Annotated in this window: 18 protein-coding genes; 2 read left to right on the top strand and 16 right to left on the bottom strand. The window is 72.5% G+C overall.

Features of this window, described 5'->3' with window-relative positions:
- From ACIA47_RS29115 to ACIA47_RS29080, 8 genes are all read right to left on the bottom strand, one after another.
- Positions 1 to 930, bottom strand: coding sequence for a phytanoyl-CoA dioxygenase family protein (locus ACIA47_RS29115; RefSeq protein WP_396711518.1), 930 nt, complete (start codon positions 928 to 930; stop codon positions 1 to 3).
- Positions 927 to 2,018 (bottom strand): 4-hydroxyphenylpyruvate dioxygenase, encoded by a 1,092-nt coding sequence (gene hppD / locus ACIA47_RS29110; protein ID WP_396711517.1) that lies wholly within the window; start codon positions 2,016 to 2,018, stop codon positions 927 to 929. The genes ACIA47_RS29115 and hppD overlap by 4 nt, the downstream gene beginning before the upstream one ends.
- 75 nt (positions 2,019 to 2,093) lie before the next feature.
- Positions 2,094 to 3,332 (bottom strand): beta-ketoacyl-[acyl-carrier-protein] synthase family protein, encoded by a 1,239-nt coding sequence (locus tag ACIA47_RS29105; protein WP_396711516.1) that lies wholly within the window; start codon positions 3,330 to 3,332, stop codon positions 2,094 to 2,096.
- The gene (locus ACIA47_RS29100; RefSeq protein ID WP_396711515.1) at positions 3,329 to 4,945 is read right to left on the bottom strand and encodes a class I adenylate-forming enzyme family protein; all 1,617 of its coding nucleotides are present in this window, start codon (positions 4,943 to 4,945) and stop codon (positions 3,329 to 3,331) included. The genes ACIA47_RS29105 and ACIA47_RS29100 overlap by 4 nt, the downstream gene beginning before the upstream one ends.
- The gene (locus ACIA47_RS29095; protein WP_396711514.1) at positions 4,942 to 5,436 is read right to left on the bottom strand and encodes a beta-ketoacyl synthase chain length factor; all 495 of its coding nucleotides are present in this window, start codon (positions 5,434 to 5,436) and stop codon (positions 4,942 to 4,944) included. The genes ACIA47_RS29100 and ACIA47_RS29095 overlap by 4 nt, the downstream gene beginning before the upstream one ends.
- 104 nt (positions 5,437 to 5,540) lie before the next feature.
- Positions 5,541 to 6,644 (bottom strand): beta-ketoacyl-[acyl-carrier-protein] synthase family protein, encoded by a 1,104-nt coding sequence (locus tag ACIA47_RS29090; protein WP_396711513.1) that lies wholly within the window; start codon positions 6,642 to 6,644, stop codon positions 5,541 to 5,543.
- The gene (locus tag ACIA47_RS29085; protein WP_396711512.1) at positions 6,637 to 6,882 is read right to left on the bottom strand and encodes an acyl carrier protein; all 246 of its coding nucleotides are present in this window, start codon (positions 6,880 to 6,882) and stop codon (positions 6,637 to 6,639) included. Before ACIA47_RS29085 ends, ACIA47_RS29090 begins: the two co-directional genes overlap by 8 nt.
- Positions 6,882 to 7,148 carry an acyl carrier protein gene (locus ACIA47_RS29080; protein WP_196922961.1) on the bottom strand — a complete coding sequence of 89 codons (267 nt, stop codon included), beginning with the start codon at positions 7,146 to 7,148 and terminating at the stop codon, positions 6,882 to 6,884. The genes ACIA47_RS29085 and ACIA47_RS29080 overlap by 1 nt, the downstream gene beginning before the upstream one ends.
- A 15-nt stretch (positions 7,149 to 7,163) precedes the next feature.
- Here ACIA47_RS29080 and ACIA47_RS29075 point away from each other — a divergent pair, with 15 nt between their 5' ends.
- Complete coding sequence (locus ACIA47_RS29075; protein ID WP_396711511.1) at positions 7,164 to 7,850, top strand: 4'-phosphopantetheinyl transferase family protein; 687 nt, start codon at positions 7,164 to 7,166, stop codon at positions 7,848 to 7,850.
- Here the strand turns inward: ACIA47_RS29075 and ACIA47_RS29070 are convergent.
- Positions 7,778 to 9,127: a class I adenylate-forming enzyme family protein gene (locus ACIA47_RS29070; protein WP_396711510.1), complete on the bottom strand. Its 1,350-nt coding sequence runs from the start codon at positions 9,125 to 9,127 to the stop codon at positions 7,778 to 7,780. The two genes, ACIA47_RS29075 and ACIA47_RS29070, sit on opposite strands and share 73 nt — an antisense overlap.
- Positions 9,128 to 9,792: 665 nt before the next feature.
- Between ACIA47_RS29070 and ACIA47_RS29065 the strand changes: the two genes are divergently transcribed.
- Complete coding sequence (locus ACIA47_RS29065; RefSeq protein WP_396711509.1) at positions 9,793 to 10,275, top strand: serine hydrolase domain-containing protein; 483 nt, start codon at positions 9,793 to 9,795, stop codon at positions 10,273 to 10,275.
- On the opposite strand, the gene ACIA47_RS29060 is transcribed toward ACIA47_RS29065, so the two are convergent.
- The 7 genes from ACIA47_RS29060 to ACIA47_RS29030 all read right to left on the bottom strand — a co-directional run bounded on the left by ACIA47_RS29060 (position 10,262) and on the right by ACIA47_RS29030 (position 16,856).
- Positions 10,262 to 11,089 (bottom strand): M55 family metallopeptidase, encoded by an 828-nt coding sequence (locus ACIA47_RS29060; protein ID WP_203119733.1) that lies wholly within the window; start codon positions 11,087 to 11,089, stop codon positions 10,262 to 10,264. The genes ACIA47_RS29065 and ACIA47_RS29060 overlap by 14 nt on opposite strands.
- A 269-nt stretch (positions 11,090 to 11,358) precedes the next feature.
- A complete protein-coding gene (locus ACIA47_RS29055; RefSeq protein ID WP_203119734.1) occupies positions 11,359 to 11,676 on the bottom strand; it encodes an antibiotic biosynthesis monooxygenase family protein in 318 nt (105 codons plus the stop codon).
- Complete coding sequence (locus ACIA47_RS29050) at positions 11,673 to 12,929, bottom strand: beta-ketoacyl synthase N-terminal-like domain-containing protein (protein ID WP_396711508.1); 1,257 nt, start codon at positions 12,927 to 12,929, stop codon at positions 11,673 to 11,675. Before ACIA47_RS29050 ends, ACIA47_RS29055 begins: the two co-directional genes overlap by 4 nt.
- Positions 12,930 to 13,005: 76 nt before the next feature.
- Entirely contained in the window at positions 13,006 to 14,280 is a 1,275-nt protein-coding gene (locus tag ACIA47_RS29045; RefSeq protein WP_396711506.1) for a beta-ketoacyl-[acyl-carrier-protein] synthase family protein, read from the bottom strand.
- Positions 14,277 to 14,681 carry a cupin domain-containing protein gene (locus ACIA47_RS29040; protein ID WP_112587250.1) on the bottom strand — a complete coding sequence of 135 codons (405 nt, stop codon included), beginning with the start codon at positions 14,679 to 14,681 and terminating at the stop codon, positions 14,277 to 14,279. Before ACIA47_RS29040 ends, ACIA47_RS29045 begins: the two co-directional genes overlap by 4 nt.
- Positions 14,674 to 15,429, bottom strand: coding sequence for an SRPBCC family protein (locus ACIA47_RS29035; protein WP_203119746.1), 756 nt, complete (start codon positions 15,427 to 15,429; stop codon positions 14,674 to 14,676). Before ACIA47_RS29035 ends, ACIA47_RS29040 begins: the two co-directional genes overlap by 8 nt.
- Positions 15,426 to 16,856, bottom strand: coding sequence for an acetyl/propionyl/methylcrotonyl-CoA carboxylase subunit alpha (locus ACIA47_RS29030; RefSeq protein ID WP_396711505.1), 1,431 nt, complete (start codon positions 16,854 to 16,856; stop codon positions 15,426 to 15,428). Before ACIA47_RS29030 ends, ACIA47_RS29035 begins: the two co-directional genes overlap by 4 nt.
- Positions 16,857 to 16,868 lie beyond the last annotated feature (12 nt).

Here is a 16,868-nt window from a genome sequence, read left to right as displayed (position 1 = left end):
TCAGCCTTCCTGCTGGGCGCGGTGGCGCCAGATGACCGGGCAGTAGTCGGGGTCCGCGTAGTCCGGCCGCCCGTCGTGGGTGCGGCGGACCAGCACGTCGTGGTTGTACGCGGCGAGCGTGCCGTCGGAGAGTGGATACTCCCGCCAGGCGTTGTCGCCGTCCTGAAGGTGCAGCGAGATCGCCTGTCGGGGGCGACCGCTGACGTTGGGGCCGCTGCCGTGGTAGGTGCGGCAGTGGTGGAAGCTCACGTGTCCCTTGGGGATCACCATCGGGATCTTGCGGATCTCCGCGCCGTTGTACGCGGCGTTCTCGGCCAGCATCTCCTCCAGCTGGCCGCGGTCCCGGTCGGCGAAGTGCCGCACCACTGTGTCGTCGGCGCCGATCTCCTTCCACCGGTGCGAACCGTCGACCATCGTGATGGTGCCCATCTCCTCCCCGCAGTCGTGGAAGGGGATGAACGCGGTGAGCATCTTCCCCGACGACGAGGACGCCCAGTAGTGCTTGTCGAAGTGCCAGGGCACGATGTTGCTCGGCTCGCCGGAGATCGGCGGCTTGTAGATCAGCGTGGACTGGAAGACCCGGATCTCGTCGGCCTGGGCGAGCCGGGCGGCGACCGCGCCGAGCAGCGGCTTGCGCAGGATCGCGCCGAGCCCGTCGTGCTCGTGGTGGACGTAGTCGTTGTGCCGCTGCACCGGGCCCAAGGACTGCTCCCAGTAGGCCAGCTTCGGTGGGCGTACCGGCAGCCGCCGGTCCCGCTCCCCGTCGTAGTAGCGCTGCGCGGCGGCGGCGAGGGCGTCCACCTCGTCGTCGGTAAACACCTTTTTCGACAGGTACCAGCCGTGCTCGGCGTAGTGCCGCACGTCGTCGTCGGACGGCAGCAGCGCCTGTTCCTCAGCGGTCAGCGCGGGTTCGAACTCGGTAGCGGTCATGCCCCCACCCCCTGTGGTGTGGCCGCCACGGCGGCCAGTTCCCGTTCCTTGGCCTCGTAGAGCGCCTTGATGTTGCCGCTGCCGAAGCCCCGCGCGCCGCGTCGCTCGATCAGCTCCAGGAAGAGCGTGCGACGTACGTGCATCGACTCGGCGAAGATCTGCAACAGCTGACCGTCGTGGTCGGAGTCGACGAGCACACCCAGCTCACGCAGCCGGTGCAGTGGGGCGTCGATCCGACCGACCCGCGCCTCCAGGGCGTCGTAGTAGCTGGCGGGAGTGCCGGCGAAGCGCACCCCGCGCCGGCCCAGCGCCTCGACCGCGCCGACGATGTCGTCGGTGCGCAGTCCCAGGTGCTGCACTCCCCCACCAGCGTGCTGGTCGAGGAACGCGTCGATCTGCCCGGGCCGCCGACTGCGGTCCGGTTCGAGCAGCACGACTGTGACCCGCCCGGACGGACTCTGCACCACCTTGGAGTTCATCCCCTGCCCGTCGACCTCGATGTGCTCTTCGAAGATCTGCGCGAAGTCGAACAGCGCCTCGAAGTGCCGCACCGTCTCGTCCAGTTGGCCGGGCGGCACGCAGACCGCCAGGTGGTCGATCTCGGCGAGCACCGGCGGGTGACCGTCCTGCGTAGACAGCGCAGCGGTGATGGCGCCGGGCAGGAACTCGCCTCCCTCGCCCCGGCGCTGCACCAGCCGGTGCCGCACGTCGGCAAAACCGTCCACCTCGGCGATCACCACCTCGGCGTCCGCGCCGGTGCGGGTGGTCGGCGGCGTCACCCCGGTCGCGCCCCGACCCACCAGCTCGGCGTACGCGGCCGACACGTCGTCGACCTCGACCGCGACGACCCCGATGCCGTCACCGTGGCGTTGCACGTACCGCGACGCCGGATGCTCGGCGCTCAACCCGGAGGTGAGCAGCAACCGGATGTCGCCGTGGCACAGCAGCAGCGAGCGCTGCCCCGCCAGCCCCGTCTCCGGACCACCCTGGCCACAGATCTCGAAACCGACGGCAGTGCTGAAGTAGAAGGCCGCCTGTCGGGCGTCCCCCACGTAGAGTTCGATGTGGTCGATACCACGGATGTCCATGTCCCCTGAAACCCTTCCCACCCGATTCCCCCTGTGTTGCCGTCCGGGCACACCCCGCCCGGGATGCCGCCTCGATCACCCCCTCGGCTCGGCGACGCGGGCCAGCAGCAGGCTCACGTTCTGGCCGCCGAACCCGAACGAGTTGGTGACCGCGTACTCCAGGTCGGCCTTGCGGGGCGTGCCACGGATGTGGTCCGCCGGGCAGGCCGGATCCGGATCGTCGAGGTGGTACGTCGGCGGCAGCAGCCCCCGACCGAGCGCCAACGCCGTGGCCGCCGCCTCCAGCACCCCGGAGGCACCGAGCAGGTGACCGGTGAGCGCCTTGGTGGAGCTGACCGGCACACCGCCGACGCCGAAGACGTCGGCCAGGGCGGTGGTCTCCGCGATGTCACCGAGCTTCGTGCCGGTGCCGTGCGCGTTGACGTAACCGACTGCCGCCGCCGGCACACCGGCGCTGCGCAGCGCCCGGCGGATGCACGCCGTCGCGCCGGCACCGTCCGGGCGGGGGGCGGTCGGGTGGTACGCGTCCGTCGTCGCGCCGTGGCCGGCCACCTCGGCGTACCCGGCGACGCCGCGCGCCGCCGCGTGCTCGGCGCGTTCGAGCACCAGCAGCGCGGCACCCTCGGACAGGACAAACCCGCTGCGGGAGGTGTCGAACGGCCGACTCGCCCGGCCCGGGTCGGTGCCGGCGCGCGCCAACGCCCGCGCGTTGCCGAAGGTGTCGGCGAATGTCGGGAAGAGCGGTGCCTCGCTGGCCCCGCAGAGCACCACGTCGACCTCTCCGGTCGCGATGAGCCGCACCCCGTCGGCGACCGCCTGGGCGCCGGAGGCGCAGGCGGTGCCGACCGACGAGCTGTAGCCGCGGATGCCGTGCGCGATGGCGATCCGCGCCGCCGGCATGTTCGGCAGGATCCCGGTGAGCAGGTACGGGCTGACCGCCGCCCGACCCCGGGCCGCGCGGGCCAGCACCTGTGACTCCAGTGTGGCCATCCCGCCGACCCCACCGACGATCACACCGATCCGGTCGGGGTCGACGTCGCGGCCCACCTCGATGCCGGCGTCGGCGAGAGCGTCGGCGGCGGCGAGCAGGGCGAGGACGACGATCCGGTCCAGCACCCGGGTCTCCGGCCCGGACGCCACTGTCCGCGCGTCGATGGCGGGCAGCAGGCCGGCCACGTCCAGCGACTCGCTGACCAGGTGGCCCTCGGGCGGGCGGGTCAACCCGGACCGGCCGGTGGTCAGCGCGTCGAAGGTCTCCTCGACGCCCCGCCCGACCGGGGTGAACAGACCCATCCCCGTGATCAACGCGGTCACGAAGTTGCCTCGGTGAGGTAGCGCTCGCGCAGGACCACCTTGCGGACCTTGCCGGTCACGGTGACCGGGATGTCGGCGGAGCGCACCGGCACGACCCGGCGCAGTGTGGCGCCGACGTCCGGGCCGAGGGCGTCGCGGACCCGCTCGGTGCGGTCCTCGGCCTCGTCTGCGCCGGCGGCCAACTCCAGCAGCACGTCGGTGACGACCGCGCCGGCCTCGGCGACGATCACCACAGTGCAGTCGGTGACGTCCGGGCAGGCGGCGAGGACGCGCTCCTCGGACAGCGCTGTGTAGAAGCGCCGCCCGTCGCCGGCGTCGACTGAGTCCACCGCCCGGTCCAGGTGGTAGTAGCGGCCGTCGGTGTCGGCCCGGACCAGGTCACCGGTGAGGTACCAGCCGCGCTGGCGGAAGCGGTAGGTGGTGACCGAGTCGTTCCAGTAGCCCCGGAACAGCGACGGCGAGTCGATGCCCAGGAAACCCACCTCGCCGACCGGCACCGGCTCGCCGTCGGCGTCGAGCACCGCGACCTTGGCGAACTGGTACGGGCGGCCGATGCAGCGGCCGTACCGGTCGGTGTCGGCGCGGTGGGTGATGTGGAACATCGAGTGCCCCATCTCGCTGGAGCCCAGCCCGTCGATGAAGACCGAGCCGGGCACCTTCGCCACCCCGTCGCGGGTGATGGTGTCGCGCCAACCGACCGCGACGAGACGACGGATGTGCGGCTCGTGCGAGGCGTCGCCGGTGTTGAACCACAGCCGCACCGAGTCCAGGTCGTACCCGGACAGGTCGAAGCGGGCCAGCTCCGCCCAGGTGACCGAGAAACCGAACACCCCGTCGGGGCGCCAGCGTTGGATGGCGTCCAGCACCCGCTCGCCGCCCTGCTCGGAGAGCAGGAACATCTGCGCGCGGTTGCCCAGCGCCTGGTTGACCATCAGCACCGTGGCGGTGTGCGGTGCGGGCAGCGCGTTGAGGATCCGGGTGGTGCCCTGTGCCTGCGGCATGGTGAGCAGGTGCCGGGTGGCCGCGAAGAGGCTGGCGTGCGAGTGCAGCACCGCCTTGGGCACCCCGGTCGTCCCGGAGGTGTGGGTGATCACGATTGGGTCGTCCGGGTGGTGCCGGTAGTGCGCCGGGGCCGTGGCCGGGTCACCCGTGCCGGCCTGCGCGGGGGTGCCGAGCAGGGGTACGCCCAGGTCGCGCCCGGCCAGCGACGCGGTGTGCGCGTCGTCGGCCAGCACACCGACGCCCCGCAGGCGGCGGATGTACTCGGCGGCGATCTCCGGGCGGAGTTTGCCGTTCATCAGCGCCGGGATCGCCCCGAGCCGGGCCAGCGCCAGGTAGCTGAGCACCATGTCGGCCGCGGTGGAGGCCCAGACGGCGACCGGGTCGCGGGGGCGTACCCCTTGTTCGTGCAGCCAGGCGGCGCGGGCGGCGACCCGCTCGTCGAGCCGCCCCAGCGTCAGCGGCGTCTCGGCGGGGTGCCCGTCGACGGCGGTGTCGAAGGTCAGGCCGGGCCCGTCCGGGTCGGCGCCGTGCGCCAGCACCCGGGCCAGGACGTTCCCCGCACCCAGCTCGGTGTCGGCGGCCAGTGCGCCGCGCAGTCCCCGTGTCCTCATGGTCGTGCTCCTCCCCCCAGCAGCACCGCGACAGCCTCGGTCGGCCCGTCGGGTGCCTGTTCGATCAGGATCAGCAACACCTCGTCGGCGTCGCCGTCGTCGCGCAGCAGGTCGGCCTCGGCGACACCGTCGGTGTACGGGTCGCCGGTCGGGCTGAGGCAGACCACCGGGCCGCGCAGGCCCCAGCGGGCCGCGAGGTGCCCGGCGACGCTGTTGGGCACGGACTGGAAGAAGAACAGTGGGCCGATCCGCCCGCCGGCCTCGACGGTGGCCCGTACGTGCTGGGCGCTGGCGAGATCGCCGCTGGCGCTGACCAGCACGATCCCCGTCCGTACCTCGGCGGGCACTCCCGCCGACCCGTACCCCCGTCGCAGACACCGTTCCGCGACGGCCACCACCACCGGCGCGAAGTCCGAGTGCACAAACCCAGGCACCCCCGCCGCCGTGCCCCCGGCGTCCCCACCCTCAGGCCAGAAAGCCCGAGCCCTCACCCCCGCCCTCTCTCCCGGCGATCTTGCGGTTTCGGTGGTCGGTTCAGGTGCTTGGTCGGTTTCGTCGGGGCAGAAAGTGCAAGATCGCGGGGAGTTGGGGGCGGTCATCCGACGCCGACCAGGAGAGCGGTGTTGGCGCCGCCGAAGGCGGCGTTGAGGGTCAGGGCGTGGGTGGCTTCCGTCTTTTGGGGACAGTTCGTCACCACGTTCAGGGGGCAGGATTCGTCGGGGGCCAGCCAGCCAGCGTTGACCGGCAGTTCGCCGTGGCGCAGCGCGAGCGCGGTGATCACCAGTTCGAGCAACCCGGACGCCTCCAGCGCGTGCCCGTGCACCGACTTCGTGGAGCTGACCGGGACCCGGTCGGCATGCCCGCCGAGGGCCCGGCGCAGGGCGGCCGCCTCGGCGGCGTCGCTCTGCGCGGTACCGGTGGCGTTGGCGTTGACGTAGCCGACGGACTGCGGTGGCAGCCCGGCCCGGCGCAGCGCGCCGCCGACCGCGCGGGCCAGCCCGCTGCCGCCAGGCTCCGGCTGACACGGGTGGAACGCGTCACCGGCCCGCCCCCAACCGACCACTGTGGCCACCGGATCGACACCGCGCCGTCGGACGGCGCTCGACTCCAGCACCACCGCGGCCACGCCGTCACCCAGCAGCAACCCCCGGCGGCCGGCGCTGAACGGGCGGACCGCCCCGTCGACCGCGAGGGCGCGACCGGCGTCGAAGAGCGCGAACTGGTCCGGCTCCACCAGGTAACCGGCCGCGACCACCACCCGCTCGACATCACCCCGGGTGATCCGGGCGGCGGCGTCGGCCACCGCCGTGCTCGCCGACACGCAGGCGCTGGTGTAGACCCGGGTGTGACCCGAGAGTCCGCATCGGGCGGCGAGCTGACCGGCGAGCACGGCTGGCGCCGGTCCCGGGGTCGGGCCGCCGTGCACGGCGAGCAGCAGGGCGCACCCGGTGCGCTGCGCGCGGTCCAGGCCGGCCGCCCGACAGGCCGCGTCGATCGCGGCGGTTAACTCGTCGGGGAGGGTAGCGACCTCGGGCACTGTGGCCGCCACGGTGACCCGGCGGGCGGCGGTGTCGAATCGGCCCACCGGTCCGAACGCCGGCACCCCGGCCAGCACACCGGCGAGCTGCGCGTCGGCGCCCCGCCCGAGGGCGCTGACCGCGTGCACACCGGTGAGCTGGGCGACGCGCGCCTCAACCATCTGCGGAGGCGGTCAGCGACGCCCGGAACACCACCAGGGCGTCGTCGACGGTGCGGATGCCGGCCAGCTCGTCGTCGGTGAGGTCGAGCCGGCGTTCGTAGCGCTGCTCGACGAGGTGCACCAGCCAGGCAAGCTCCATCGAGCCGATCCGGTCGGACACCTCGGCAGCCGGTTTCGCGGTGAGTTCGGCGAGCATGGACATCAGGTCAGCTCGCCCCAGATCGGGCTGACCGCTCATCAGGCTTTGTCGCTCGTCGCCTCGGTGACGCGATTGGCGACCATGGTGGTGAACTCGCCGACCGTCATGAGGGCCAGCTGCTCCGACTCGTCGTCGGCGAACGTCAGGCCGTACCGGTCCTCGACCCGGACGGACAGGTCGGCCAGGGCGAGTGACTCCAGGTCGACGCCGGAGGGGCCGAGTGTGGTGTCGTCGTCGAGCCCCTCGACGTCGTAGTTCATGTCGGCGAGCTGCTCGACGACGAAGGCGCGGACCTCGGCTCTCATGGATACCCTCTCTGCGTGGCTCAGCTGACGGTGTCCGGTCGGGACACCGCCTACGTGTGGGTCGGCCGGGACACCGGCGGTCAGCCGGATCCGGCCGCTGTGCTCGTGCGGCGGGCGGGTGCTCTGTTGCTCGGTCGCCCGGAGACCGAACTGGTGCTGACGCACGACCTCGAGGGACGGCCGGTCGTCCGGGTCGACGAGGTGACCGGGTCGGTCGAGCTGGCGGTCAGCGTCAGCCGCACCGTCGGGCTGGTGGCGGTCGCGGCCCGTCGGGTCGGCGCGGTCGGGGTGGACGTGGAGCGGATCCGCCCGCTGCCGGCGCTCGCGCTGGCCCGACGCTGGTTCCCGCCCGCCGAGCTGGCCTGGTTGGGCGATCGGCCCGAGGCCGGCCGGACGGTGGACTTCCTGCGGCTGTGGACCGCGAAGGAGGCGGTCGGCAAGGCGCTCGGGCGGGGGTTGCGTGACGGCGGGCTGCGCCGGTTGATGCCGCCGCCGGGGCTGCCGTTGCGGCCGGTGCCCGGCGCCGAGCTCCTGCGGGTCGGTCACCCGCGGCTGGGCGGGGGCGTCGTCCTGGCGGTCGCCGTGCGGGCGAGCGCGCAGGTCGACGTCGAGGTGGTGCAGCGGCCCGCTCACGGGGCGACCGCCGAGCGCAGCGCCTCGGTCGAACGGACCAGCTTGCCGGTGGTGGTACGGGGCAACTGATCGAGCAGGTGCAGCGCCCGGGGCCGTTTGTAGCCGGCCAACCGCTCGGCGAGGAGCTTGTCCAGCGTCCCCTCCGACAGCGGGCCGTCGGGTTGGACGTACGCGGTGATGCCGTCGTCCCAGACCACCACGGCGGCGGCAACCCCGGTCAGCTCGGCGACGGTGGCCTCCACCTCGGTCAGGTCGACCTTCATCCCGCCGACAGAGACCTGCGAGTCGAGTCGACCGCGCACCGTGACCAGGCCGGTGTCCTCATCGACGCTGCCGGCGTCGCGGGTGTGCAGCCACCCGTCGGACCAGCGGGTCGGGTCGCTCAGTCCGACGTATGGCGACGCCGGGCAGGACACCCACAGCTCACCGTCGGATTCGCGGACCTCGATCCCGGGCGCGGGGGCGATCGACGGTCGGTGCGACCCGTACAGGTCGGTGCCGATCACCCCGACCTCGGTCATCCCGTACATGTTGCCCAGCGGCACCCCGTACCGGTCGGTGAACGCCCGGGCGACGGCGGCCGGCACCAGTTCACCCCCGGTGGTCATCCGCCGCAGCTGGGGCAGTGGCCCGGCCGGGGGGGTGGAGGCGAGCAGTCCGATGTGGAACGGCACACCGAGCACGGTGGCCGGCGTGGTGCCGGCGCTGATCGCGGCCAGCACGGCGTCGCCGCTGAGCCGCTCCGGTGGAACCAGCTCGACGCCGGCGTGCAGCCCGTAGAGCAGGCCACCGACCAGGCCGAGCACGTGCACCATCGAGGGCAGCAGGATGATCCGCTCGCCGGGCAGCGCCACCCCGTCGATCCGGGTGTAGCGGTGCACCTCGGCGACCAGGTCGGCGGCGGTGCGGCCGATCACCTTGGACGGGCCGGTGGAGCCGGAGCTGAGCTGGATCACGGCGTGGCCGCTGACCGCCGGACGGTCGGCGTACCGGGTGACGCCCTCGGTGACGTCGACGAAGATCTTCAGCGCGCCGCCACCGGTCCGCACCGCAGCGACCACCACCTGCGGGGTCAACCGGGCCAGCGCCCGGTCCACCTCGTGGTCGGTGAGCCGGTGGTCGAGCAGGATCGCCTGACCCCCGACGCGCCAGGTGGCCAGCAGGTTCACCACGTACGCCAGCGACGGCGGCAACCGCAGCGCAGCGGCGCCACCGGGGCGCAGTCCGGCGGTGGTCAGCCGGTCCTGCGCGGCGGTGACCAACCGGCGCAGGGTGGCCCTGTCAACGGGCTCAGGCAGTCGGAGACAAACGTCGGTCGGGTGGCCTGCGAAAAGGACTTCGTCCACCCAGCCGGGGTCGGTCGCCGTAGGATCTTCTGCCGTCACTGCCGTTCACCGCCCAGCATGAAAGAGGGCGAATCCGCCCATCACGTACGCTTGTCGGGGTGCTGCGGGGAACCATACGACTCCCACAAGGCCATTGCTAGATGCGAATGGATGGATCAAAAGCAGCGGCCAGCCGGATTGCCGACAGCCCGTTCGGCGGGCAGGATCGGGCGGGCGACTTGGCAGAGCGTCACCGAGACATGACGCCTCGCACAACCGTCGCGCGGTGCCAGCCGGACGGCCGATGGCGTCATGGTCACCGGTGCACCGGCCCGTCGAAGCGATACCGACCCGCGGCGGCGGGGTTGGCCGGAGCACCACTGGGGGGCTTGCCGGAGTGATGGCCTCCGGGCCGGTGACCATAGTGAAGCCCATGCGAACTCTTGCTGTGGCAGCGGCAGCGACATTGCCGGTGGCGACGGGTGCCACCACGACACCGAGTGAGCTCCGGCGTGATGCCGAGGCGCTGCGAGCGACTGGTGTGACCGGCGTCCTGGCCCGCCTGGAGTCCCGGACGGGCGCGCAAGTTGTCCGCTCGGGCCGGGACGTTGCGCACGACCCGTATTTCCGGATCGGGAGTACCACCAAGACGTTCACCGCGGTCGTGGTGCTGCGTCCTCGCCGGCATGCTGATCGAGGCGGTCACCGGGCGGAGCTGGGCACGCGAGGTGGACGCCCGCATCACCGGGCCGCTGGGCCTGCGGCGCACCCGCACCGGATTCTTGCGCGACCTTCCCGCGCCGCACGCCACGAACTACATGCAATTCACCCGAGGCGGTCCGCTGGTGGACACGACGATCGCGATCCGCGGGCTGGACAGCGGCGCGGACGGATCGATGACCAGCACGGCGTCCGACCTCAACCGGTTCCTGGCCGCCCTGGCCGGAGGCCGCCTGCTACGGCCGGCGCAGCAGGCTCAGATGCGCACACTGGTCGCGACGGCGGATTCCCCTGCCGGTTCCGGGTACGGGTTGGCCATCTTCTGGATCCCGCTGTCCTGCGGCGGTGGCTACTGGCGACACGGCGGCACCGGTTTGGGATACCAGGCGGAGCCGGCGTTCACCGACGACGGGCGTCGGCTGACCGTGTCACCGGCTAGCCGGGTTTGATGCTGGCGAGTTGGACGAGTAGCTGGACCAGCCGGTACGCCTCGGCGACGTCGGCGGCGTGGAAGGCGACGGTCCGACCGCCGCCGACGCGGGTCACACCCGGCACCAGAGTGGCGAGGTCGACCATGTACGGGCCGTACAGGTCGACCTCGACGTCCAACGGGCCGACCATTGTCGCCGGGGGAATCGAGGCGCGCCGGGCGATCGCGTCGGCGGCAGCGTGGCGCAGCCGCTCCCGTGCCTCCTGCGGATGCAGGGCCACCGCGGCAGCCTGGCCCAGGGTCTGCTTGACGGCGACGGTGACCGCCGAGGGCACCAGTTTGCTGAATTCCGTGCAGGCGGTGTCGTCGCCGCTGAGTAGAACGACCGGCGCGTCGAGGTGCCCCGCCATGGCGACGTTGAGGCCGATCTCGCCCACCGACCGGCCGGCCACCCGCACGTCGAGGATGGCGTCACTGATCGTGTGGGCCAGGACGGCGGGCCCGGCACCGGCCCGAGCGTGATAGCCGACGAAGAGAACGGCATCCGTGTGCTCGTCCAGCCCCGCGAGCATGCCCAGCGGGCGGGGTTTGCCTCGCACGAGGTGAGCACGCCGGTCGAGGTCCTCCGGCAGGATGTTCCGGAACGTTCCGTGTGCGTCGGCGACCCACACCACCGCGTCGGGTTCGGCATCGAGGACCCCGGCGATCACCGCGTTCGCCTCGGCCGTCATCAACGCCCGGCCGCGCTCGTAGTCGTACCGATCGGGATTCGTCTCGGCGGGATGCACGATCCCCGAGATGCCTTCGAGGTCCACAGAGATCAGCACCTTCATGGCTACAGGACCCTACGCGCACCTGCCCCAATGTCGACCCCGCGCGGCGCAGCCAAGGCATCGGCCCGTCCCGCCGCGCCGATCTTGCACTTTCGGTCGGCGAGATGCGTTAAATGCACCCTATGTCGCGACAGTAAGTGCAAGATCGCGGAAACAAGGCCGTCGATCATGGAGTTGTGATGCCCGAATTGTTCTGGTAAAGAGCGCTTTGCCGCCCGCCACAACTCCATGATCGACGAGGGCGGGGCGGGGCGGCGGGCGCGGGACCGTCAGGGCAGGGCTGGGGTTTGGGCGTGGATGTGGAAGCGCAGCGAACGGGCGTCGGTGAAGCACTCCCGCATCGGGCGTACCAGGTCCCGGTGCTCCGGGCTGCGTTCCCACTCCTCGAAGTCGGCCAGGCTCGCCCACTCACTGGTGATCAACCACTGCTCCGGGTCGGTCGACGACCGGCAAACCTGGTCGACCAGGTGCCCCGGCACACCGCCGGCGACCAGGTGCCGCACCTCCTCGTACGCGGCGAGGAACTGCTCGGTGCGCGGCACCGGCACCCGTACCAGAAAGACCACCCGGGCCCGTTCGTCGCTCATGACGCCTCTCCCCTCATCGGCGCGGCCCCGCGCAGGACCAGCGCGCTGTTGAACCCGTCAAAGCCCCGCGCGCAGACCAGGGCGAGGCGGCTGCGCGGTCGGCGGTGCTCGCGCAAAAAGTCCAGCTCGCAGCCCTCGGCCACCTCGTCCGGGCCCGCCGACGCGGGCAGCGTGTCGTGGGCGAAGGCGAGCAGCGCGGTGGCCACGTCCAACGCCGAACCGCCCTGGTACGCCCGACCGGTCAGCGGTTTCTGCGTGGTCACCGGGGGCGGCCGGTCGGCGAACACGGCCCGCAGCGCCTCGGCCTCGCTGCGGTCGTAGCGGAGCACACCGAGCGCGTCGGGCAGCACCACGTCGATTCCGGCGGCGGCGACGCCCGCCCGGTCCAGGGCCAGCCGCATCGCCCGTGCGTACTGGGCCGGGTCGCCGCTGCTCTCCGCCGTGGTGTGCGCGGCGTCGTGGGTGGAGCCCCACCCGCTCACTTCGCCGTAGACCCGGGCGCCCCGGGCCAGGGCGTGCCCCAACTCCTCCACCACGAACACGGCTCCGCCCTCGGCCGGCAGGTAGCCGCTGGCCGTGGCGTCGAAGGGCCGGTACGCCCGCTCCGGGTCGGCGACGTCACTCAGCAGCCCCGAGCGCAGCTGGCAGGCGAGCGCGTACGGGCTCAACGGGCACTCGGTGGCCCCGGCGACCACGACCGGGGTGCCCCGGCGCACCGCGCGGGCGGCGTGCGCCAGGCTGTCCAGCCCACCGGCCGACTCCGCGACCAGCACCCCGCTCGGGCCCTTGAACTGGTGGTGGATGGAGAGCTGCCCGACGCTGGCCGCGTAGAACCAGGCGATCGACTGGTACGCCCCGACCGTCCGCGACGTGCCGCCCCACAGGCGTTGCAACTCCCGCTGACCGAACAGGTTGCCCCCGGACGAGCTGGCCAGGGTCACCGCGTAGCCGTACGGGTCGGGGGCCCGGTCGGGCAGGCCGGCGTCGGCCAACGCCAGCCGGGTGGCGGCGAAGCCGAGGTGCGTCCACCGGTCGGTCTGCACCAGTTGTCGACTGTCGGCGTAGGAGTCGGCGGTGAAGCCGGGCACCTCCCCACCGAAGCGGGTCGGGTAGCCGGACGGGTCGAACAACGTGATCGGTCCGGTCCGGCGGGTGCCGGCGACGACCGTGCGCCAGTGCGCGTCCGCGCCGATGCCGCTCGGTGCGACCACCCCGATGCCGGTCACCACTGCGCGAGCGGCCTCCGCGCTCACGCCAGCACTCCGCTTCGCTCCGCGCCGGCGCGAGACGCCACGCTGCTGTGCCTGATGGTTCGCTCGCTACGCTCGCTCACGTCGCCACCGCGCCGAGCATCCGGCGGAAGACCATCGCCGACTGGAAACCGCCGAACCCGCTGCCGACCGAGAGAGCGACGTCCACCGGGACCTCCCGCGCCTCGTTGGGTACGTAGTCCAGGTCGCACTCCGGGTCCCGGGTGCTCCAGTTCGCCGTCGGGGGCACCACACCGAACTCGATGGCGAGGGCGCACGCGGCCATCTCGATCGACCCGATCGCGCCGAGCGAGTGCCCCACCATCGACTTGATCGAGCTGATCGGCACCCGGTACGCGGCCTGGCCCAGCGCCCGCTTGAACGCGGCCGTCTCGTGCCTGTCGTTCTGCCGGGTGCCCGAGCCGTGCGCGCTGATGTAGGAGACCTGCTCGGGCAGGATCCGGCCCTGCTTGAGCGCGTCGGTGACGGCGAGGCCCATCTCCAGCCCGTCCGGCCTCAGCCCGGTCATGTGGAAGCCGTTGCTGCGGCTGGAGTAGCCGGCCACCTCGCAGTAGATGTGCGCCCCGCGCCGCCGGGCGTGCCCGGCCTCCTCCAGCACCAGCACCGCCCCGCCCTCGGCCAGCACGAACCCGTGCCGGTCGGCGTCGAACGGGCGGGAGGCGTGGGCCGGGTCGTCGTTGTCCGGGCTGGTCGCCTTGATCGCGTCGAACGAGGCGACAGTGACCGGCGAGATCGGTGAATCGGCAGCGCCGGCCAGCATCACGTCCGCCTCACCGTCCACGATCATCTGGTGGGCGTACCCGATGGCGTCGATGCCGGAGGTGCACCCGGTGGAGACCACCTGCGCCGGGCCGTGCAGCCCGTGCCGGCAGGCCACGTCCGCCGCGAGGCTGCTGGGCACCAACGCCTGGTAGAGGTACGGGCCACCGCGCGCCCCGTCCACCAGCCAGCGCCGGCCGTGCTCGCTCACTGTGACGTACTCCTGCTCCAACGCCATCGTGCCGCCCACCGCCGTGCCCAGCACCACCCCGGCCCGGTCCCGTTCCGCGTCGGTGAGCACCAACTGGGCGTCGGCCACCGCCTCGGCGGAGCAGGCCAGCGCGAACTGCACGTACCGGTCGGCCCGGCGTCGCTCGGCCTCGCTGAGCCCCGCCGCTACCGGGTCGAAGTCGCACTCCGCCGCGATCTGCGATCGGAACGCCGACGGGTCGAAAAAGCTGATCCGCCGGGTGGCGGTCCGCCCCTCGGTGATGGTCTTCCAGAAGCGGTCCCGGCTGGCGCCGCCCGGGGCGACCACCCCAATCCCGGTCACCACCGTGCGGCGCCCGGTCATGACCCGCCCCGCTGTTCGACCAGTTCGGTGTCGACGTGGCCCAGTTCGGGTCGGGGGGCGAGCGGGCCCAGGTGGAAGACCACCTCGGCCGGTTCGACGCCGGTGTTGCGCAGCCGGTGCCGCACGTTCACCGGTACGAACAGCCCCTCACCGGCGGCCAGCAGCGTCGGCTGGTCGTCCAGGTCGACGGTGATCGCGCCCCGCACCAGGTACAGGAACTCCTCGCTGTACGGGTGGTAGTGCTCGGCGATCCGCTCCCCCGGTTCGAGGGTGGCCACCCCGAGAAAGCCCGAGGTGCTGCCGACGGTACGGGGGCCGAGCAGCACCCGAAGCTCACCGCCGCGACGGCGGTCGGCGGGTACGTCCCGGGCGGCGATCGGGCGGGTGCTCAGGTCACTCATCGTCGGCCTCCGTCGGTGCGTCGCTGGCGGTCGGGCTGCCATCGTCGGCGCGCTGCCAGGCGATCCGCTCCACCCGGTCCTTGATCACCGCGAGTTGGATCACGCTGTTGGTGTTGATCCGTTCGGTCATCGCGGCGTTGTCGACCGGCGCGGTCGGCTTCATCGCGAAGTCCTGCGTCCAGGTCATCCGGGTGCCACCGGCCTCCTCGGTGTAGCGCCAGTGGATGCGCATGTACTCGAACGGCCCGGTCTCCACCCGGTGTGCCCGGACCTGCCTGCTCACCGGGTCGGCGGTGCGCTCACTGACCCAGCTCCAGGACACCCCGTTCTCGTCGGGGTACATGGTGAGGCGGAACCGCACCGTGTGCCCCTCGCGGTGCAGGATCTCCACCACGGCGTACTCGGTGAACAGCTCGGTCCAGTTCGCCACGTCGTTGGTGACCTCCCAGACCAGCCCCAGCGGCGCGTCGATGACCACGCTGTTCTCGGTGTGCCCGGGCGGGTCGGTGCGGCGGGCGACCAGGTCGGCCACCGCCGGGATGCTCAACTGTCCGGCCTGCTCGGGGATGGCCACCTGCCAGCGGTCGGCGACGACGGCCGACAGTTCCAGCAGGGCGAGCGAGTCCATGCCCAACTCCTCCAACGACGCGGCGGGCGCCCGGGCCGCGGCGTCGGCGTCCAGCCCGCAGTGCGCCACCAGGATGTCGGTGATCTCGGCGGTCATCGGGCGACCATGGGTGACGGTCATCGGGTCCTCCTGTGGGTTGCGTCGGGATCTGCGGCGGGCGCGGTGCGCGGTGCGGGAGTGACCGTCGGCCCCGACGCGGGCGCGGCGAGCAGACGGTCGACCAGGCCGGTGGTGTAGCGGCCCTTGCGGAATGCGGCGTCGTCGAGCACCCGCCGGACGAACGGGATGGTGGTGTGCACGCCCGGACCGGCTATGTCGAACTCGTCCAGGGCGCGTTCCAGCCGGTTGAGGGCCAACTCCCGGTCGGGCGCCCAGACGATCACCTTGGCGAGCAGCGAGTCGTACCAGGGGCCGACCAGGTAGCCGGCGCTGGCGTGGGTGTCCACCCGGGTGAACGGGCCGCCGGGTGGGGTGAACCGCTCCAACCGCCCGGGGGTGGGGGCGAAGTCGCGCGCGGGGTCCTCGGTGTTGACCCGACACTCCACCGCGACGCCGTGCAGGCGGATCTCCTCCTGCCGCCACCGCAGCGGCACGCCGGCGGCGATGTGCAGTTGCTCGTGCACCAGGTCGATCCCGGTGACCATTTCGGTGACCGGATGCTCCACCTGGATCCGACAGTTGATCTCCAGGAAGTGGAACTTCTCCTCGGCGTCGACCAGGAACTCCAGCGTGCCGGCACCGACGAAGCCGACCTGGAGCGCACCCCGCAGGGCGGTCTCGGCGATGGTGTCGAGAACGGCGGCGGGCAGCGCCGGGGCGGGCGCCTCCTCGACCAGCTTCTGGTGCCGACGCTGCACGGAGCAGTCCCGGGTGCCCAGGTGCACCCCGTTGCCGTGGGCGTCGCAGAGCACCTGCACCTCGACGTGCCGCGCCTCGGTGAGGTAACGCTCGACGTACACCCGGTCGTCGCCGAAGGCGGCCTGCGCGGCGGCCCGGGTCCGGGTGTACGCCCGGCGCAGCTCGCCCGGGGTGTGCACCACTGTCATGCCCCGGCCCCCGCCCCCGGCGGCGGCCTTCACGATCACCGGGTAGCCGACGGCGTCGGCCACCTCGGCCGCCGCGGCGGCGGTCGGCACCGGCGCGACACTGCCCGGCGACAGCGGCAGGCCGGCGCGGCTCATCAGTGCCCGGGCCGAGGACTTGTCGGCCAGCGCGGCCATCACCGCCGGTGGCGGGCCGATGAACGTCAGCCCGTTGTCGGCGCAGATCTCGGCGAAGTCGGCGTCCTCGGAGAGGAAGCCGTAGCCGGGGTGCACGGCCTGCGCCCCCACCTGCCGGGCCGCCTCCACGATGGCGGCGGCGTTGAGGTAGCTGCGCCGGCTCGACGCCGGCCCGATCCGGACGGCCTGGTCGGCGAGGCGGACCGCCGCCGAGTCGGCGTCGGCGGCGGAGTAGACCACCGCCGTTCGCACGCCGAGTTCCTTGCAGGCGCGCAGCACCCGCAGCGCGATCTCGCCCCGGTTGGCGATCAGCACGGTCTCGAACATGGTCAACCACCC

The sequence above is a fragment of the Micromonospora sp. NPDC051227 genome (genome assembly GCF_044455385.1).
Lineage (GTDB): Bacteria > Actinomycetota > Actinomycetes > Mycobacteriales > Micromonosporaceae > Micromonospora.
The sequence above is the reverse complement of the archived record's forward strand: the minus strand, read 5'-3'. Positions and strand labels throughout refer to the sequence as shown.